Origin of the sequence: Streptomyces sp. ERV7 (genome assembly GCF_001653515.1) — a bacterium.
Lineage (GTDB): Bacteria > Actinomycetota > Actinomycetes > Streptomycetales > Streptomycetaceae > Streptomyces.
In genome coordinates, this window is record NZ_LYOY01000029.1 from 1,380,570 (window position 1) to 1,398,310 (window position 17,741).

Sequence of the window (17,741 nt, forward strand, 5' to 3'; positions counted from 1 at the left end):
CGGCGCACCTGGTGCTTGGCTGGATTCCATGACCGACACGGAGGCGGCGGCGCGCCGCGACCAGGCGGTGCGGGCGGCCGTGGAGCAGGGGCTCGTCGGCCCGGACACCCCGCTCGCCGCGCTCCTCGACGTCACCGGCATCCGGGCCGCCGCAGCCGCGCTGACCTCGGCCTTCGCGGCCGTGACCGAGGCGCCCGTGCTGCACGCCTTCGCCGTCAAGGCGTGCCCGCTGGTGCCCGTGCTGCGCCTGCTCGCGTCCGAGGGGCTGGGCGCGGAGGTCGCCAGCCCCGGCGAGCTGGCGCTGGCCCGCGCCGCCGGGATCGGCCCCGGCCGCACGGTCCTGGACTCCCCCGCCAAGACCCCCGCCGAGCTGCGCGAGGCGCTCGCGCTCGGCATCGCCGTCAACGCCGACAACCCCCAGGAGCTGGCCCGTCTCGACGCGCTCGTCGCCTCCGCCGCGACCGCGTCGCCGCTCGGCCTGCGGGTCAACCCGCAGCTGGGCGCGGGGTCCATCGGCGCGCTCTCGACGGCGACGGCGACCTCGAAGTTCGGGGTGGCGCTGCGGGACGAGGGGGCGCGGGAGTGGGTCGTGCGGGCGTACGCGGACCGCCCCTGGCTCACCCGGCTGCACACCCACACGGGCTCCCAGGGGGTGCCGCTGGGGCTGATGGCCGAGGGGGTGCGGGCCGCGTACGAGCTGGCCGAGGAGGTCAACGCGCGCGTGGGCCGCCGGCAGATCGACACGGTCGACCTCGGCGGCGGGCTGCCGGTGAACTTCGCCTCGGACGAGGACCGACCCACGTACGCGGAGTACGCGCGGCTGCTGCGCACCGAGGTCCCCGGGCTCTTCGACGGCTCGTACGCGCTGGTGACCGAGTTCGGCCGCTCGCTGCTCGCCAGGCACGGGACGGTGCTGGCGCGGGTGGAGTACGCGAAGACGTCCGGGGGGCGGGCCATCGCGGTCACCCACGCGGGCGTCCAGATCGCGGCCCGTACGGTGTACGCGCCCGCGTCCTGGCCGCTGCGGATCGCCGCGTACGGCCCGAAGGGCCGCCCCAAGTCCGGTCCGCCCGTCGTCCAGGACGTGGCCGGCCCGGCCTGCTTCGCGGGGGACCTGCTGGCCGAGGCCCGGTTGCTGCCGCGTCTGGAGCAGGGGGACTACGCGGCGGTGCTGGACACCGGGGCGTACTACTTCGCCCACCACTACGCGTACAACAGCCTCGCCAGACCGGGCGTCTACGGCTTCACGGCGTCCCCGTCGGGCGTCCGCTTCGCGGTGGTCCGGGAGCCGCAGTCGGTGGCGGCCATAGTGGCAGAATCCGGCGGCCCGACCCCGGACGCCCTGCTCTAGCCCACGCCCGGACTTCACGCCCGGACTTCACCTGCGGGCCGGTGGCTGGCTGGCCGCGCAGTTCCCCGCGCCCCTTAGGTAGTCCGCCGCAGCCGGAAACGCAGCTCAGCCACAGGCCTTCAGGGGCGCGGGGAACTGCGCGACCAGCCACCCACAGCCCGCGGATCCAGAGGGTTCAGGGGCGCGGGGAACTGCGCGAGCAACCCGCCACGGTCCGCAGGTCCAGAGGGTTGAGGGGCGCGGGGAACTGCGCGAGCAACCACCCACCGGTCCGCAGATAAAGTCCGGGCCGGAAAGGCCCCGCCGGGCCGTAAGCGAGCACGTGCCCCCGGCCGGGACGGACTACTCCACGAACAAGCCGCGCCCCGCGGCCCCCGCGTCGAACGACTCCAGCCGTGCCTGCGCGTCCGGGAGGCTGTCGCACATCGCCTCCAGGAGGACGCGGCCGAGGAGCATCGGGGCGCAGGCGGTGTCGAACGCGAGGCCGGTGCCGACGGCCGCCGGGATCAGCAGATCACTGTGGCGGGCCACCGGCGCGAAGGCCGAGTCGGCGACCGTGACGACGGTCAGGCCCACCGAGCGCGCGTACGCCAGCGCGTCCACCACCTCCCGAGGATGCCGCGGCAGCGCGAAGCACAGCAGCGCCGACGCCCCCGCCCGACGCGCCGCGTCGATCCGGTCCACCAGCATCGAGCCGCCCTCGTCGAGCAGCCGCACGTCGGGGTGGACCTTGGCGGCGAAGTAGGCGAAGCCGCGCGCCTGGGAGGAGGCCGCGCGCAGCCCGAGCACCGGCAGCGGCCGGGACCCGGCGAGCAGCCGTCCGGCCTCCTCGACCGGCGAGGGGTCGGCCAGCAGGCCCGCCAGATGGCGCAGGTTCTCGATCTCGGCCTGGACCGCCTGCTGGTACTCGTTGTACTCGTCCTCGCCCTCCTTGGGGGAGGACGCGGGCACCACCTCGCGCAGATGGCGGCGGAGCGCCGGGTACCCGTCGAAGCCGAGCGCGACCGCGAAGCGCGTCACCGAGGGCTGGCTCACCCCGGCCAGCTCCGCCAGCTCCACGCTCGACAGGAACGGCACATCGGCGGCCCGGCGCACCATGGAGTGCGCGATCCGCCGCTGGGTCGGTGTCAGCCTGCGCCCCTCGAAGAGCTGTTGCAGCCGCGCGGCAGGGCCGTCGCTCATGCCGTCCCCCTTCCTCACGCCCGTCACTCCACGATATTCAGTCGCCCAGCACTCTGCATGACCATATGCAGACGGGCAAGTACGGGGGCTACCCCCACTGCGCCCGCGCCGTCCGCTCCGTACCGTGGGGAAGCATGGAAGCCCGCGACGCCGACCTGAGAAAAGAACTCGACGCCACCCTGCACGCCCGCAGGGAGCTCGGGGAGGAGTACGAGCCCGCGCTCGTCGACTCGTTCCTGGAAAAGGTGGAGCAGCGCCTCGACCCGGCGATCGACCGCCGGGTGCGGCGCCAGCTCGCCGAGCAGCAGATGGTGGTGGCCCGCGGCGGCCGCCCGTCCGGCCAGAGCCCCGACATGGGCTTCGCCGAGCGCTTCGGGTTCGGCATGATCTCGCTGGTCCTCGCCATCCCGCTGTCCGCGATCGGCGCCGTCAACGCGGGACTGAGCGGCCTCTTCGTCACCTGGCTGGGCATCTTCGGCGTGAACGCCGTGCACGCCGCCCGTCCGTGGCCGTGGCCGCGCCGCCACCGGGGCGAGGGCGACGGCGACTGAGGAACGGCTGGAGAAGATGAGCGCGGGGACCGCCGCACCCCCGGTCGCCCGGGGGGCGGGACGACGGCGGTCCCCGCGCGGGACACGGTCCCGGGTCAGGGCCGGTCGCCGCGTCCTGGGCGCCGAGAGGTCCGGGAGCCGCTCCGGAGGTCCTTGACGCCGCTGGTGGTGCCGGCCGGGTTCCCCCGACCGACGAACACCACTGTGCCGCACTCGTGTTAAGCGCGTGCTGCGCGAACATGTCGCGCTCGTACCGGTTCCGCGTCCAACACACCGTCCGCCGACTGCCTTGGCGCGTACGGGACTCAGGGGTGGGCCGGATGCGCCGGGTGCGCGGTGGACGGCTCGGTCGCGGTCAGCCGCCGACGGCGGCGGTGCTTGAGCAGTGCCCAGGGCGCACGGGCCCCGCTGACCTCGGTGCCGGGCTCCGCGGCCGCCTCGGCCGCCGCCTTGGCCACCGGCAGGATGTCCTCGTCGCGGTCCGCGTCCAGCCGGTCGGCGTCCGGCCACAGCCCGAGCGAGGCGCAGAGCGTGGGCAGGACGGCCATCGCGGCCGTCGCGTACCCCTCGGCCGAGGGGTGGTAGTTGTCCGGGCCGAACAGCTCGCGCGGGTTCGCCTCGAACTCGGGGCCGAGCAGATGGCCGAGCGAGACCGTCCGCCCGCCCTGCTCGACCACCACGATCGTCTGCGCGGCCGCGAGCTGGCGCGAGACCCGCCGGGCCAGCCAGCGCAGCGGCTGGTAGACCGGCTCGACCGAGCCGAGGCCTAGGGTCTGTCCGGCGGATCTGGCCGCCCGCGGTCCCGGACCCCCGCGTCCCAGGCAAGATCCGCCGGACAGGCCCCAGCCCCGCCCCGGCGGGGGGCCGTCTCCTCGTGGCGGACCCGGAAGCGGACGCCCTCACCGGCGACCAGGGACTCCGACACCTGCTCTCGCCGCGCGTCGCGGAAGTCGCCGCGCTGAAGGCGTCACCGGCCGTCCCGGGCGCGCTCGGCGCCTGACGGCCCGTCCCGTGTACGCCTACAGCGACGCGATGACCCGGTCGGCCAGGATGTACACGCTCTCCTCGCCGCACGAGAACGTCAGCGCGTACGCCCCGGAGATGCCCGAGCCGCCGAGCAGCACCGGGGTGTCGCCCTCGCGCAGGGCCTCGGCGAGGCGCTCGGAGGTCTCGCGGTGGCCGGGGGTCATGCACAGCGTGGTGCCGTCGGCGAAGACGTAGACGTCGAGGGTGCCGAGCGGGCCGGGGCGCACGTCCGAGAGCGCGGTACGGGCCTCGGCGAGCTGCTCCAGGCGCGAGACCGTGGACTCGTGGTCGGCCACGACCGACGTCTGCGCGGGGACGAAGTCGGGGTGCGAGGGGTGGCGGCGGCGGGCCGCGGCCAGCTCCGGGGAGTCCTCGGGGAACTCCTCGTACGGCTCCGCGCCCAGCTCCACGCCCTCCAGACCGACGAAGTCGGCCTGCCGGGGGAGGAACAGCGAGGCGTCCTCCCCGAGGCCCGTGAGGCCGCCCAGGAGCGACGGGGCGTCCGCCGCGTCCCGCGCCTCCTGCGCGGCCCAGAAGGCCCGCGCCTCGGCGAGCTCGCGCTCCCGCTCCTCGGCGAGCGCCTCGGCGACGGCCGCGCGTATCTCGGCGACGGGGGTCTCCCCGCCGCGCGCCTGGTGGGGCACGGTGGCGGACCGGCCGGCGTTCGTGGCCGCGAGGTCGGCGCGCAGCGCCACGACCTGCCTGCGCAGCCCGTGGGCGGCGTGCAGGGCGGCGGCGCCCACGGCCGTGGCAGCGGCCGTGGTCAGCAGCAGGGCAAGAGGCATGGCGCTCACTGACTTACTCCCGGATTCAAACGATTCCCCGACTTCCTACATCAGCTTGTCGGGTACCCGCTCCCGTTGTCAGTGCATTACGTCACGAATTGGACAGGTCTTTGTGCCTGGGGTTTAACCCCGTGACCCTTGTGACCTGCGGGAATACCTCTCCCCCGGGACGTACGTCACATCCTGGGGGAGATTCGGTCACGAACCGGACGCGGCGGGGTCGGGGCGGCGCTGAGAGGTGTCACCCCCGCGGGCACCGCCGATGCCCCCCGCCGCAGCGTAGGGCCTCGTCAGCTCAGGCGCTCGATGACCATGGCCATGCCCTGGCCGCCGCCCACGCACATCGTCTCCAGACCGAACTGCTTGTCGTGGAACTGGAGGGAGTTGATGAGCGTGCCGGTGATGCGGGCGCCCGTCATGCCGAAGGGGTGGCCGACCGCGATGGCGCCGCCGTTGACGTTCAGCTTGTCGAGCGGGATCTCCAGGTCGCGGTACGAGGGGATCACCTGGGCGGCGAAGGCCTCGTTGATCTCGAAGAGGTCGATGTCGCCGACGGTGAGGCCGGCGCGCTTGAGGGCCTGCTTCGAGGCCTCGACCGGGCCGAGGCCCATGATCTCGGGCGAGAGGCCCGTGACACCGGTGGAGACGATCCGGGCGAGCGGCGTCAGACCGAGCTCCCGGGCCTTGGTGTCGCTCATGATGACGAGGGCCGCGGCGCCGTCGTTGAGCGGGCAGCAGTTGCCGGCGGTGACCAGGCCGTCGGGGCGGAAGACGGGCTTGAGGCCCTGGACGCCCTCCACGGTGACGCCGGCGCGCGGGCCGTCGTCCTTGCTGACGACCGTGCCGTCGGGGGTGGTGACCGGGGTGATCTCCCGCTCCCAGAAGCCGTTCTTGATGGCTTCCTCGGCGAGGTTCTGCGACCGTACGCCGAACTCGTCCATGTCCGCGCGGGTGACGCCCTTGGCGCGCGCCAGGTTCTCGGCGGTCTGGCCCATCGAGATGTACGCGTCGGGGATCAGGCCGTCCTCGCGCGGGTCGTGCCAGGAGGCGCCGGCGGACTCCGCGACGGCGGCGGTACGGGCCTCGGCGTCGGCGAAGAGCGGGTTGTGGGTGTCGGGCATCCCGTCGGAGCTGCCCTTGACGGACCGCGACACCATCTCGACACCGGCCGAGATGAAGACGTCGCCCTCGCCCGCCTTGATGGCGTGCAGCGCCATGCGGGAGGTCTGGAGCGAGGAGGAGCAGTACCGGGTGATGGTGCAGCCCGGCAGGTGGTCCATGCCCATCTGCACGGCCACGATGCGGCCGAGGTTGTGGCCCTGCTCGCCGCCGGGGAGGCCGCAGCCGAGCATCAGGTCGTCGATGTCGCGCGGGTCGAGCTCGGGGATCTTGGCGAGCGCGGCCTGAATGATCGTGGCGGTGAGGTCGTCCGGGCGCAGATCCTTCAGCGAGCCCTTGAAGGCGCGGCCGATGGGGGAACGAGCGGTCGAGACGATCACGGCTTCGGGCATCACGGCTCCAGGGGCTAAGCGGGCGGGCTCTCTGGGAAGTTACCCGTACGTACGGAATTGGTCATCGGGGGACGCGTGTGATGCGGACCTCTTTTCTAAGCGCCCGCTCAGCCCCCGCCCCGCCCGGGGGCCGGGGGCCGGGGGCCGCCCACGTAAAAAGGGGCGCCGCACCCCGAAGGTGCGGCGCCCCCCACGCGAACTACTTCGCCGCGTTCTTCGCCAGGAACGCCAGGAGGTCCTGGCGGCTGACCACGCCCGTGGGCTTGCCCTCGACCAGGACGATCGCGGCGTCCGCCTCGCCCAGGACCGACATCAGTTCGCCGACCGGCTCGCCGGAGCCGACCTGCGGCAGGGGCGCGCTCATGTGCTTCTCCAGCGGGTCCGTGAGCGACGCGCGCTGGGCGAACAGGGCCGCCAGGAGCTCCTTCTCGACGACCGAGCCGATGACCTCCGCGGCCATCACGTCGGGGTGGCCCGCGCCCGGCTTGACGATCGGCATCTGCGAGACGCCGTACTCGCGCAGCACCTCGATCGCCTCCCCGACCGTCTCCTCCGGGTGCATGTGGACGAGCGACGGCATCGCGCCCTCCTTGTCGGCGAGGACGTCGCCGATACGGGCCGAGGGGCCCGCCTCCTCCAGGAAGCCGTGCCCGGCCATCCACTCGTCGGAGAAGATCTTGGAGAGGTAGCCGCGGCCGGAGTCCGGGAGCAGGACGACGACCACGTCGTCCGGGCCCAGGCCCTCGGCCACCCGCAGCGCCGCCACGACCGCCATGCCGCAGGAGCCGCCCACCAGGAGGCCCTCCTCCTTGGCGAGGCGGCGCGTCATCTGGAACGAGTCCTTGTCCGAGACTGCGACGATCTCGTCCGTGACCTCACGGTCGTACGCGGTGGGCCAGAAGTCCTCGCCCACGCCCTCGACCAGGTACGGACGGCCGGAGCCGCCGCTGTAGACCGAGCCCTCGGGGTCCGCGCCGACCACCCGCACGGCCCCGCCGGAGACCTCCTTGAGGTACTTGCCGGTGCCGGAGATCGTGCCGCCGGTGCCGACGCCCGCCACGAAGTGCGTGATCTTCCCGTCCGTCTGCTCCCAGAGCTCGGGACCGGTGGTCTCGTAGTGCGAGCGGGGGTTGTTCGGGTTGCTGTACTGGTCCGGCTTCCAGGCGCCGGGCGTCTCGCGCACCAGGCGGTCCGAGACGTTGTAGTACGAGTCCGGGTGCTCAGGGTCGACCGCCGTCGGGCAGACGACGACCTCGGCCCCGTAGGCCCGCAGGACGTTGATCTTGTCGAGCGACACCTTGTCCGGGCAGACGAAGATGCACTTGTAGCCCTTCTGCTGGGCCACGATCGCGAGACCGACACCCGTGTTGCCCGAGGTGGGCTCCACGATCGTGCCGCCCGGCTTGAGCGCACCGCTCTGCTCCGCCGCTTCGATCATGCGCACGGCGATCCGGTCCTTGACCGAGCCGCCCGGGTTGAAGTACTCGACCTTGGCCAGGACGGTCGCCTGGATGCCCGCGGTCACACTGTTGAGCTTCACCAGCGGGGTATTGCCGACGAGGCTGATCATCGAGTCGTGGAATTGCACCGTTGTCTCCGGGGTCTCCGTGATGGTGCCGCCAGCGTATGCGCAGAGCGAGCGCCCGTTCACCTCACGGCGGGATTGAGCGACACCCGTCACCGGGCAGGTAGCTGATGTACGGCTCCAAGGAGGTGGCGGTGGCTGGGAGTGTGTCGATCGTGTCGGCCGGGGTGTCGGCCGGTTCGAGGGCGAGGGTGGCGCGCCGGATCGCGGCGGGCGCGGCGTTCGGCGGGGGCGGGATCGGGCTGCTCGCCACGGCCGCCGTCGGCGTGCTGCTCGCGGAGGCGGCGCTGGCCAAGCGGTCGGTCAGCCCGTCCCTTCCACCGCCGCCCGGCTCCCACCCCAGGACTGAGAAAAGCCCCATGTTCAAAACCGCCCTGCGCAACGTGCTCGCGCACAAGGCCAGGCTGCTGATGACCGTGCTCGCCGTGATGCTCGGCGTGGCCTTCGTCTCCGGCACCCTGGTCTTCACCGACACCCTCAAGAGCGCCTTCAAGAACCAGTCGGCCAAGAGCTACGACAACGTGGCCGTCGCCGTCACCTCGTACGGGAGCGGCGACGACAAGCAGGACCCCGGCGTCAGCAAGCAGACCGTCCGCAAGATCGAGGCCCTGGACGGGGTCGCCTCCGTCAACGGACGCGTCGACGGGTTCGCCGGTGTGGCCGACCGCCACGGCAAGCTGATCGGCCAGGGCTGGGCCAACAAGGGCGGCAACTACTCTCCGGGCAAGGACGGCCGGGACGGCAAGGATCCAGCATACGACTTCACCGACGGCTCCGGCCCGGTGAAGGACGGCCAGATCGCGCTCGACGAGGACACCGCGTCCAAGGGCGGGTACAAGGTCGGCGACCCGGTGCGGGTGGCCACCAACGGGCCGGTGAAGACGTACACCCTCTCCGGTGTGTTCACCACCGAGGACGGCTCGGTCAACGCGGGCGGCAGCCTCGTCCTGTTCGACACCAAGGTCGCCCAGCAGCTCTACCTCAAGCCGGGCTTCTTCAAGAACGTCAACGTCTCCGCCACCCCCGGCGCCGACGCGCGGAAGATCCTCGACGAGGTCACCCCGCTGATCCCCGAGCACGCCACGGCCAAGACCGGCCAGGCGCTCGCCGTCCAGGAGGCCGACGACATCGAGAAGGGGCTGAGCGCGCTCAACCAGACGCTGCTCGCCTTCGCCGCCATCGCGCTCTTCGTCGGTGTCTTCCTGATCTCCAACACCTTCACCATGCTGGTCGCCCAGCGCACCAAGGAGCTGGCCCTGATGCGCGCGGTCGGCGCCTCGCGCTCCCAGGTGCGGCGCTCGGTGCTCACCGAGGCGCTGGTGGTCGGGGTCACCGCGTCCGCGATCGGCTTCGGCCTGGGCATCGGCCTGGCGGCCGGGCTGCGCTCCGCGATGTCGGGGTTCGGCATGAAGATCCCGGGCGGCGCGCTGATCGTCTCGGCCACCCCGGTGATCGCCGCGCTCGCGGTCGGCGTCCTGGTGACCCTGATCGCCGCGCTGCTGCCCGCCTGGCGCGCCGCGAAGATCCCGCCGGTGGCGGCGATGAACAGCGTGCACGCGGCCGCCACCACCAAGTCCCTGGTGGTACGGAACACGATCGGCGCGATCATCACGCTGCTCGGCGCCGGCGCGGTCCTCTCGGGCGCGGCGGCGGGCAAGGACGGCAAGACGATGATCGGCCTGGGCGCGTTCCTGGCGCTGGTCGGCATCATCGTCCTGATCCCGCTGCTCTCCCGCCCGGTCATCGCGCTCGTCCGCCCGGCGCTGGCCAAGATGTTCGGCGTCTCCGGCAAGCTGGCCAGCCAGAACGCGGTGCGCAACCCGCGCCGCACCGGCGCCACCGCCTCCGCGCTCGCCATCGGCCTCACCCTGGTCACCGGTCTCTCGGTGCTCGGTGTCACGGTCGGCAAGGCGATCGACAAGACGACCACCGACAACATCAAGGCCGACTACATGGTCGCGATGGCCAGCCGCGACGCCCTGGACAAGTCGGTCGTGCCCGAGCTGCGCAAGGCACCCGGTGTCACCGCCGTCTCGCCCAAGCAGAACTCGTATCTGAAGGCCGACGGCGACTTCCACTCGGTCACCGGTGTGACGCCGGGCGACGTCGAGAAGGTGCTGCGCCTCGACACGGTCTCGGGCTCGCTCGCCACCCTCGGCAAGGGGCAGCTCGCCATCGACGACGAGCTCGCCGCGAAGCACGGCTGGAAGCCGGGCAGCTCGCTGCCGGTCGAGTTCGACGACAAGAAGAAGACGAAGCTCGTGGTGGGCGCGGTCTACAAGAAGCAGGAGTTCCTGGAGTCGATGCTCGCCTCGACCTCGGTCCTCGACCCGCACGAGACCAGGCCGCACATCGAGACGGTCTTCGTGAAGATGGCCGGCGGGGCCACCAAGGCCAATGAGCAGGCGCTGGTGAACGCCCTGGGCGACAACCCGGCGATCAGCTTCATGGACCAGCAGGACATCCGCGACGAGTTCGGCGGCATGATCAACACGCTGCTCAACATCATGTACGGGCTGCTCGCGATGGCGCTGCTCATCGCGGTCCTGGGTGTGATCAACACGCTGGCCATGTCGGTCTTCGAGCGCCAGCAGGAGATCGGGATGCTGCGGGCGATCGGCCTGGACCGCGGCAAGGTCAAGCGCATGATCCGCCTGGAGGCCGTCGTGATCTCGGTCTTCGGCGCGGTGATCGGCGTGGGCCTCGGCACCTTCCTGGCCTGGGCCATCGGCCAGACCATCAAGGGGTCGATCCCGGCGTACGCGCTGGTCATCCCATGGGACCGGATCGGGCTCTTCCTGCTCCTGGCGGGCCTGGTGGGCGTCCTGGCCGCCCTCTGGCCGGCCCGCAGCGCCGCCCGGCTGAACATGCTGACGGCGATCAAGACGGAGTAGCGGCGGGAAAAGGGCGAAGGGCCCGGGACGGCGTGTGCCGTCCCGGGCCCTTCGTCGTGTGCGTGTCTCAGCTGCCGGCGCAGTACGACATCAGCTGGTCGTGGTTGGCCTTGAACTGGTCGTAGACGGCGTCATCGTTGATCTTGAGGATGGTCTCGTCGTTGGAGCGCAGCGCCTGCCACGAGTAGTTGTGGCTGCCGGTCCAGACGACCTTCTCGTTGGCGACGCCCTCATACGTGCCGTTCACCAGCAGGTACTTGGAGTGGATGCCGATGTTGACCGAGTGCCCGGCGGGCGGGGTCTCGAAGCACTCCACGCGCTGGGTGAGCTGCCCGTACAGGATCGACTCGACGGTCTTGCCCATCGAGGGGACGCCCGAGCCGCCGCCGTCGGGGTTGGCGTCGGCCGCCAGGTAGACCTTGCAGCCCGCGTCGACCATCGCGGCGAGCTTGGTGGCGATCTGGTCGCGGTAGAAGAGGTTGGCCGCCATCCGCACCTCGGAGTGCTGGGTGGAGGAGCAGGTGACCTTGTCGAGGATCAGCTTGACCGTGTCGGTGGCCGGGTCCGTCGAGTAGGTGGTGCCGGACGTCTCCTTGCGGGGGAAGAAGTACGTCTTGTAGTTCGGGTTGGTCGCGCTGATCGGCGTCGAGTAGTAGCTGTTGTCGCTGGTGCCCGAGGAGCCGTTCGTCACCTGGTCGTTGAAGTACGCCTGGTAGTTGGCGTAGAGACCGGCGTCGACCAGGGTGACGGCGTTGTTGAAGAGGTCGGTGCGCTGGGTGCCCGACATGTTGGCCGAGGTCTGCACCACGACGTTGTCCGCGCCTCCCGTGTGGGAGAAGAGGAAGAACTTGTTGTGGTTGATCGAGCCGTCGTCACCGGAGTTGAGCTTCCGGTTGGCGATGCAGGCGCGGCCCTGCGGACAGGACAGGATCCAGGACGGCTTGGTGCGGTCGGTGCCGAGCGCCGCGGCCAGGTTCTCGTACTCGCCGCCCTTGGTCAGCTCGCTGCCGTCGGGCTTGAAGTTGTGCGACTTGTAGTCGACCACGAGCTTCACGGCGACGCCGCGGTCCTTCGCGGCGATCAGCGCGGTGCGCAGGACGTCGTCGGTGAAGGTGTACATCGACATCTGGACGGTGCTGCCCGCGGGGGCGTCGTTCACCAGCGAGACGACGTAGTCGCGGATCCGGTCCTGGTCGGCGGTGGTGCCGGACGGGTCGTTGAAGATCGCCCCGTTGGTGACCGCGACGGTGTCGGCCGAGGCCGCCCCCGGCCCGGCGAAGACGGACATCACGGCAACGGCCAGGCCGAGGAGCCAGGTTCTGCGGTGGCGGTGCACACCGGCCTCCAGTGCATAGGGCTACGAATAGCGCGTACATGACAAATCGGACGACGTGGTTCCGCCCGATTGGTCGAAGGTATCAACGCCCCCCGGCCGTTACCGGTCCGGGCTCCCCCAGCTGCGCGCCCGCAGCGGCATCCCCGAGGCGCCGCTCCCGGGCACCTTCACCGCCAGGATCTGGTTGACGCCGATCCGGTTGCGCTCGAAGGACAGCGCACAGGCGGCCATGTAGAGCCGCCAGACCCGGGCCCGGCCGGGGCCGGCGAGCCGCGCCGCCCGCTCCCAGTCCGCCTCCAGATTGCCCACCCAGCGGCGCAGGGTCAGCGCGTAGTGCTCGCGGATGGCCTCCACGTCACGCGCCTCGAACCCGGCGTCCTCCAGCGTCGCCAGGGTCCGCCCCAACGGGGCCAGCTCCCCGTCGGGGAAGACGTACGCGTCGATGAACTCGTCCACGTGGTACGCGGCTTCGTCCCCCTCGGGGCGGCGCGCGATCTGGTGGTTGAGGAGACGCCCGCCGTCCGTCAGCAGGGCGTACAGGTCGTCCGCGTACTCCCGGTAGCGCACCGCGCCGACGTGCTCGGCCATCCCGATCGAGGAGATCGCGTCGTACGGACCGTCCCGCACGTCCCGGTAGTCCTGCACCCGGATCTCGACGCGGTCGGCCAGGCCCTCCTCGGCGACCCGCTTGCGGGCGTGGGCGGCCTGTTCGGCGCTGAGCGTGATGCCGACGACCCGGGCGCCGTGGTGGCGTGCCGCGTGCAGCGCCATCGAGCCCCAGCCGCAGCCGACGTCGAGCAGCCGGTCGCCCTCCTTGAGACCCAGCTTGCGGCAGATCAGCTCCAGCTTGTCGCGCTGGGCCTCCTCCAGGGTGGCGTCGGGGCGCTCCCAGTAGGCGCACGAGTAGACCATCGAGGGGCCGAGCACCAGCGCGTAGAAGGCGTTGCCCACGTCGTAGTGGTGGCTGACGGCCTGCTTGTCGCGGCGTCGAGCCGCAGCAGCTCCCGGGCGCCGGCCCGCAGCCTCGGGTCGCGTACGGGGTGGACGGCGGCGGCGTCGGCGTCGTCGGCGGGGTGGCGCTCCCAGGCCATCCCGGTCATCAGGTCCAGGGCCAGATAGAGGTCGCCCTCGATGTCGAGCTCGCCGGCCACCCAGGCGCGCGCCAGGCCCAGTTCGCCCGGCTTCCACAGCAGCCGGCGCAGTGCGCGGCGGTGGCGCAGCACGACCACGGGGGCGCCCGGCGGGCCCGCCTCGCTGCCGTCCCAGGCGCGGATGCGGACCGGAAGGTCCTCGCCCAGGAGCCTGCCGGCGAGAGCGGTCAGCCGCGTCGCGGCGTCGGCCATGGCGCACACCTCCGTGAAGTCGGCCCCCCACATGCCCAGCACCCCGGACAACACTGCCCGGATCACCCGCCTTCCCGCTACAGCGCCACGGGCGTACATCGGCGGCGCGAAGGTGACGGCGCCGGGGCGCGCACGCCGAAGGGGCCGTCCGCACCACGGATGGCGGACGGCCCCTTCGGGCTGTGCTGTGGGGTGGGCCGAGGCTAGGAGGCCTTGGCCTTCTCCTCGACCTTCGCGGCCGGGGCCGGAGCGGGCTTGGCGGCCTCGTAGAACTCCTCGCGCGGAGTCTCCATGGCGCCGAGCGAGACGACCTCGCGCTTCAGGAACATCGCGAGGGTCCAGTCGGCGAAGACGCGGATCTTGCGGTTCCAGGTGGGCACGGCCAGACCGTGGTAGCCACGGTGCATGTACCAGGCGAGACGGCCCTTGAGCTTGATCTTCATCTTGCCCATGACGATCATCGCGACGCCCTTGTGGAGGCCGAGGCCCGCCACCGCGCCCTTGTTGGCGTGGGCGTACTCCTTCTGCGGGAAGCCCCGCATACCGGAGACCACGTTGTCGCCGAGGACCTTGGCCTGGCGCAGCGCGTGCTGGGCGTTCGGCGGGCACCAGGCGTTCTCCACACCGGCCTTGCGGGCGGCGAGGTCCGGGACCTGGGCGTTGTCGCCCGCGGCCCAGATGTAGTCGGTGCCCTGGACCTGGAGGGTCGGGGCGGTGTCGACGTGGCCGCGCGGGCCGAGCGGCAGGCCGAAGCGGGCCAGCGCCGGGTTGGGCTTGACGCCCGCGGTCCACACGATGGTGTTGGAGTCGACCTCAAGGCCGTTCTTCAGCACCACGTGGCCGTCGACGCAGGAGTCCATGGAGGTCGAGAGGTAGATCTCGACACCGCGGCCCTCAAGGTGCTCCTTGCCCCACTTGCCGAGCTGCGGCCCGACCTCGGGGAGGATCTTGTCGGCGGCGTCGACCAGGATGAAGCGCATGTCCTCGCGCTTCACGTTGGTGTAGTACTTGGCCGCGTCGCGGGCCATGTCCTCGACCTCGCCGATCGTCTCGGCGCCGGCGAAGCCACCACCCACGAAGACGAAGGTCAGCGCCTTGCGGCGGACGTCCTCGTCGGTCGTGGAGTCGGCCTTGTCCAGCTGCTCCAGGACGTGGTTGCGCAGCCCGATGGCCTCCTCGACGCCCTTCATACCGATGCCCTGCTCGGCGAGGCCGGGGATCGGGAAGGTGCGCGAGACCGCGCCGAGGGCGACGACCAGGTAGTCGAAGGGCAGCTCGTAGGCCTCGCCGACGAGCGGCGCGACCGTGGCGACCTTGCGGTCCTGGTCGATGCTGGTGACACGGCCGGTGAGCACCTCGGCTCCGCGCACGACGCGTCGCAGCGGGACGACGACGTGGCGCGGGGAGATGCTGCCTGCGGCGGCTTCGGGGAGGAAGGGCTGGTACGTCATGTACGACCGCGGGTCGACGACCGTGACAGTCGCCTCGGCGTAGCGCATCTTCTTGAGAATGCGCCGTGCCGCGTACAGGCCTACGTACCCACCGCCTACGACGAGGATTCGGGGACGCTCCGTGGTGCTCATGCCATCGAGTATCCACCCCCCTGTGGACCCTCGCTCGTGCGCCCCTTCACAAGGTCCGACGGGGCCTCTGCTACACTTCGCGGCCCACGTGACCGAGGTCATGGCGGACGGAGGGAACCACGGTGTAGGGGAGAACGTTGTTCACCCCTCCTGAACTGGCCCTCACACCGCCGAGCGGGCTAGACCACTGGGCCAGGAAACACGTCCGTAACACACGGTCGACCCCTTGGATCGCGCCCTGTTGAGCCTCTGGGCCTGCAGAAGAGAGGCCTACGGCCCCGAATCGAGGCCAACCGGCGGGTTTTCCTTGTGAAGAACTTCACGAACTTTCTCGCGGAGGGTGGCCCCAAGGCCCCTTCAAGGGGCCCCCGGGGCCCCTTTCACGCGATCGACCAGGCGATTCCGTCGAACATGTCCTCTGAACTGACACTCGCCTCGGCGGCTCCGTGGGCCGCTTCCTCAACCGGCGCCCACACCGGAACGACCCTAGCGGCCGTCTCGAACCGGGAGGGGCGGGGAGACACGAGGATGTGTCGAATGATCTTGTGCAAGATCGTGTTGCGGTGCTGGACGGTGAACGTCTCCCACTCCGGGAGGACGCCCACCACGAGGGGGCGAAGGTCCTCAAACTTGGGGGTCTCCTCCTTCTTCTCTGTCTCCTCGAACTTCGCGAGTCCTTCGAGGGCGGCGTCGCGCTTCCCCTCCATGTCTTTACGAGCCTTGTCGTACTCGGCATCGGGGTAGCGATCCGGGTTGACGGCGTAGTCCGTAATAAGACGAGTGAGCGCGGCACTCCACTTGGCGTGCTCGGCCGTCAGTCGGGCCTTCTCTGCTGCGGGGTCGGGGCCGACGGGCCGGCGCGGTGCGTTGATGGGGATGACGGGGGCGCAGTCGATGCCCTCGGCCACCTCTTCCATGAACTCGCGAACGATCTTCTTGAGGTCGCTGTCAGTGGCGGTTACACCCTCGCAGTCTCCGCCGTGGTCGCGGCGGACGCAGCGCCAATAGGCGTCGCCGCTGTCCTTGGGGTGTGCGGTCATGGCGCCTCGGCACCGGATGCACTTAGTGAGGCTGGTGTGTTCATAGGTGGCGTGTCGTGCCCGGGGCGGACGGCTGGCTACCGTCTTGCGGCGTTCTCCGTATGCCTCCCATGCCTCCTCTGAGATCAGGGGTTCCTGTGCGCCTTGGAAGCGTCGCCAGTGACGGCACGACGACTTCTTGTTCTTGGGGCACATGCAGTTGTCCCGGACCTGTAGGAGCCCGGCGGGGAAGCCGCTGTCCATGTACCGCAACAGAGAGGTGTCGGTCCATCGCTTGCCGCGGGTGGTTACGAACCCTTGCTCGGTGAGCCCTTCGGCGAGGGTCTTGAACCCGGTGCCCATGTTGACGTGTTCGAGGTAGGCGTCGGCGAGGGCGGGCCCTGCCTCGGTCGGTACGTCTGGCTCGTACCACTCTTGTTGCAGGCGCCATCCATCCGGCGCGGTGGCGTCGGGGATGCGGCGCCGGTGCCAGATGTACCCGAATCGGGGGCGTCCGCCGGACGGTAGGAGCAGGCCGAGGCGGTGCGCGTGGACTTCTTTCCACTGTTCGCCGGTGCGGTCGCTCTCGAAGGCTGCGAACTCCAGCATCATGCCGCGTTGGAAGCGGCCGATGGCTGTTGCTGCGTCGACGGGTTCGGTTGCTGAGATGAGCATGCCGCCGACGTTCTCGACGCGGGCGAGGTTGACGGCGTTGCCGACGCGGTCGCGTCCGAAGCGCGAGTAGCGCCATACGACGATGCCGCGGGCCTTGCCGTTCTCGATCATCTCGATGGCGCCCATGATCTTGCGTTTGAACGTCCGGCCGGACACGTCAAGGTCAGGTATCCACTTGACGATGCGCTTGCGGTTGCGGCGGGCCCATTCCTTGATGGCTGCGCGCTGGATCTCGGGGCTGATCTTCTCCTCTCTCCATGTGGATACGCGGATGTAGGCGATCCAGGGTTCATCGTCGAGCGATGCCCCGGGCAGGAAGGTCGCCGGAAGGATGGCTGTCACAGGGCGGTCCGTTCTTGGTTCTCCTGTTGGGTGGGGTGCAGACGGCGGACGTTGCTCGGCAGGGCGCCGAGGCCGGCGCGGTCTGCGGTGGTGCTGGTCGGGTAGCTCGTTGGGTGCGGCGCGGTCGGCTGGTCGAGCAGACCGCGGGCAACGTGGCCGAGGGCGAGTTGGTACCCCTGGGTGTGGGCGGTGGCGAGCTGTTCGTCGGTGGCCTGCTGGGAGCGTCTGAGCAGCTGCGCGAATACGGCGGGCATGGCCGCCGCGGTCATGAGGATTCCCACCACGACCATGTCTCCGTTGTTGAACTTGGGGTGCACGCCTGCGGCTCCGACGAAGACGCCGAGGGCGAGCAGGGGCATTGCGGTACGGGACATGGTGCGGTTGAACACTGGTGGGTCCTCCGGGGTGTCTAGTGCTCGGCGACGTTGTCGCCTTGGTTTCGTTGGAGGGTTTGGGTCATGGAGACGAAGAGGCGTCGTGCCTGTTCGTCTTGAATGCCTAGCTCGGCCGCCGCTTCCTCTGGGGTGATGCGGGGGCCTGCTGGGGCGGGGTGGCGGA

The 17,741-nt window shown here is 70.8% G+C and carries 12 protein-coding genes and 2 pseudogenes; 4 read left to right on the top strand and 10 right to left on the bottom strand.

Going from position 1 to position 17,741, the window contains the following annotated elements:
* Window positions 1–28: 28 nt before the first annotated feature.
* A complete protein-coding gene (locus tag A8W25_RS12585; protein WP_067158380.1) occupies window positions 29–1,351 on the top strand; it encodes a diaminopimelate decarboxylase in 1,323 nt (440 codons plus the stop codon).
* A gap of 342 nt (window positions 1,352–1,693) precedes the next feature.
* Here A8W25_RS12585 and A8W25_RS12590 read toward each other — a convergent pair whose 3' ends face one another.
* Complete coding sequence (locus A8W25_RS12590; RefSeq protein WP_067159866.1) at window positions 1,694–2,533, bottom strand: MurR/RpiR family transcriptional regulator; 840 nt, start codon at window positions 2,531–2,533, stop codon at window positions 1,694–1,696.
* 134 nt (window positions 2,534–2,667) lie between these two features.
* On the opposite strand from A8W25_RS12590, the gene A8W25_RS12595 reads away from it, so the two are divergent.
* Window positions 2,668–3,084: a hypothetical protein gene (locus A8W25_RS12595; RefSeq protein ID WP_067161140.1), complete on the top strand. Its 417-nt coding sequence runs from the start codon at window positions 2,668–2,670 to the stop codon at window positions 3,082–3,084.
* A 305-nt stretch (window positions 3,085–3,389) separates the two neighbouring features.
* On the opposite strand, the pseudogene A8W25_RS12600 reads toward A8W25_RS12595, so the two are convergent.
* Window positions 3,390–3,848 (bottom strand): annotated as a pseudogene (locus tag A8W25_RS12600) (SGNH/GDSL hydrolase family protein); the annotation flags it as partial.
* A gap of 110 nt (window positions 3,849–3,958) precedes the next feature.
* Here A8W25_RS12600 and A8W25_RS35435 point away from each other — a divergent pair.
* Entirely contained in the window at window positions 3,959–4,084 is a 126-nt protein-coding gene (locus A8W25_RS35435; protein WP_267890374.1) for a hypothetical protein, read from the top strand.
* 19 nt (window positions 4,085–4,103) lie between these two features.
* Here the strand turns inward: A8W25_RS35435 and A8W25_RS12605 are convergent, their stop codons facing one another.
* The 3 genes from A8W25_RS12605 to A8W25_RS12615 form a co-directional block, all read right to left on the bottom strand.
* Window positions 4,104–4,895, bottom strand: coding sequence for a hypothetical protein (locus tag A8W25_RS12605; protein WP_199831750.1), 792 nt, complete (start codon window positions 4,893–4,895; stop codon window positions 4,104–4,106).
* 290 nt (window positions 4,896–5,185) lie between these two features.
* A complete protein-coding gene (locus A8W25_RS12610; RefSeq protein ID WP_067159868.1) occupies window positions 5,186–6,406 on the bottom strand; it encodes an acetyl-CoA C-acetyltransferase in 1,221 nt (406 codons plus the stop codon).
* 199 nt (window positions 6,407–6,605) lie between these two features.
* Window positions 6,606–7,994: a cystathionine beta-synthase gene (locus A8W25_RS12615; protein WP_067159872.1), complete on the bottom strand. Its 1,389-nt coding sequence runs from the start codon at window positions 7,992–7,994 to the stop codon at window positions 6,606–6,608.
* A 356-nt stretch (window positions 7,995–8,350) separates the two neighbouring features.
* On the opposite strand from A8W25_RS12615, the gene A8W25_RS12620 reads away from it, so the two are divergent.
* Window positions 8,351–10,885: an ABC transporter permease gene (locus tag A8W25_RS12620; RefSeq protein WP_067161145.1), complete on the top strand. Its 2,535-nt coding sequence runs from the start codon at window positions 8,351–8,353 to the stop codon at window positions 10,883–10,885.
* A gap of 67 nt (window positions 10,886–10,952) precedes the next feature.
* Here the strand turns inward: A8W25_RS12620 and A8W25_RS12625 are convergent, their stop codons facing one another.
* The 5 genes and pseudogenes from A8W25_RS12625 to A8W25_RS12645 form a co-directional block, all read right to left on the bottom strand.
* Window positions 10,953–12,221 carry a phospholipase D-like domain-containing protein gene (locus A8W25_RS12625; protein ID WP_067159875.1) on the bottom strand — a complete coding sequence of 423 codons (1,269 nt, stop codon included), beginning with the start codon at window positions 12,219–12,221 and terminating at the stop codon, window positions 10,953–10,955.
* Window positions 12,222–12,320: 99 nt separating this feature from the next.
* Window positions 12,321–13,564: pseudogene (locus A8W25_RS12630) on the bottom strand (class I SAM-dependent methyltransferase).
* A gap of 203 nt (window positions 13,565–13,767) precedes the next feature.
* Entirely contained in the window at window positions 13,768–15,147 is a 1,380-nt protein-coding gene (locus A8W25_RS12635; protein ID WP_067159878.1) for an NAD(P)/FAD-dependent oxidoreductase, read from the bottom strand.
* Between the two features lie 380 nt (window positions 15,148–15,527).
* Window positions 15,528–17,183: a recombinase family protein gene (locus A8W25_RS12640; protein ID WP_067159881.1), complete on the bottom strand. Its 1,656-nt coding sequence runs from the start codon at window positions 17,181–17,183 to the stop codon at window positions 15,528–15,530.
* Complete coding sequence (locus A8W25_RS12645; protein WP_158942491.1) at window positions 17,180–17,557, bottom strand: hypothetical protein; 378 nt, start codon at window positions 17,555–17,557, stop codon at window positions 17,180–17,182. Before A8W25_RS12645 ends, A8W25_RS12640 begins: the two co-directional genes overlap by 4 nt.
* Window positions 17,558–17,741: the final 184 nt, after the last annotated feature.

Excerpts from the sequence above, each read along its gene's own strand:
- A8W25_RS12595 (WP_067161140.1), top strand. The coding sequence starts at position 2,668 with ATGGAAGCCCGCGACGCCGACCTGAGAAAAGAACTCGACGCCACCCTG.
- A8W25_RS12645 (WP_158942491.1), bottom strand. The coding sequence starts at position 17,557 with ATGTCCCGTACCGCAATGCCCCTGCTCGCCCTCGGCGTCTTCGTCGGA.
- A8W25_RS12590 (WP_067159866.1), bottom strand. The coding sequence starts at position 2,533 with ATGAGCGACGGCCCTGCCGCGCGGCTGCAACAGCTCTTCGAGGGGCGC.
- A8W25_RS12585 (WP_067158380.1), top strand. The coding sequence starts at position 29 with ATGACCGACACGGAGGCGGCGGCGCGCCGCGACCAGGCGGTGCGGGCG.
- A8W25_RS12635 (WP_067159878.1), bottom strand. The coding sequence starts at position 15,147 with ATGAGCACCACGGAGCGTCCCCGAATCCTCGTCGTAGGCGGTGGGTAC.
- A8W25_RS12620 (WP_067161145.1), top strand. The coding sequence starts at position 8,351 with ATGTTCAAAACCGCCCTGCGCAACGTGCTCGCGCACAAGGCCAGGCTG.
- A8W25_RS12610 (WP_067159868.1), bottom strand. The coding sequence starts at position 6,406 with ATGCCCGAAGCCGTGATCGTCTCGACCGCTCGTTCCCCCATCGGCCGC.
- A8W25_RS12605 (WP_199831750.1), bottom strand. The coding sequence starts at position 4,895 with ATGCCTCTTGCCCTGCTGCTGACCACGGCCGCTGCCACGGCCGTGGGC.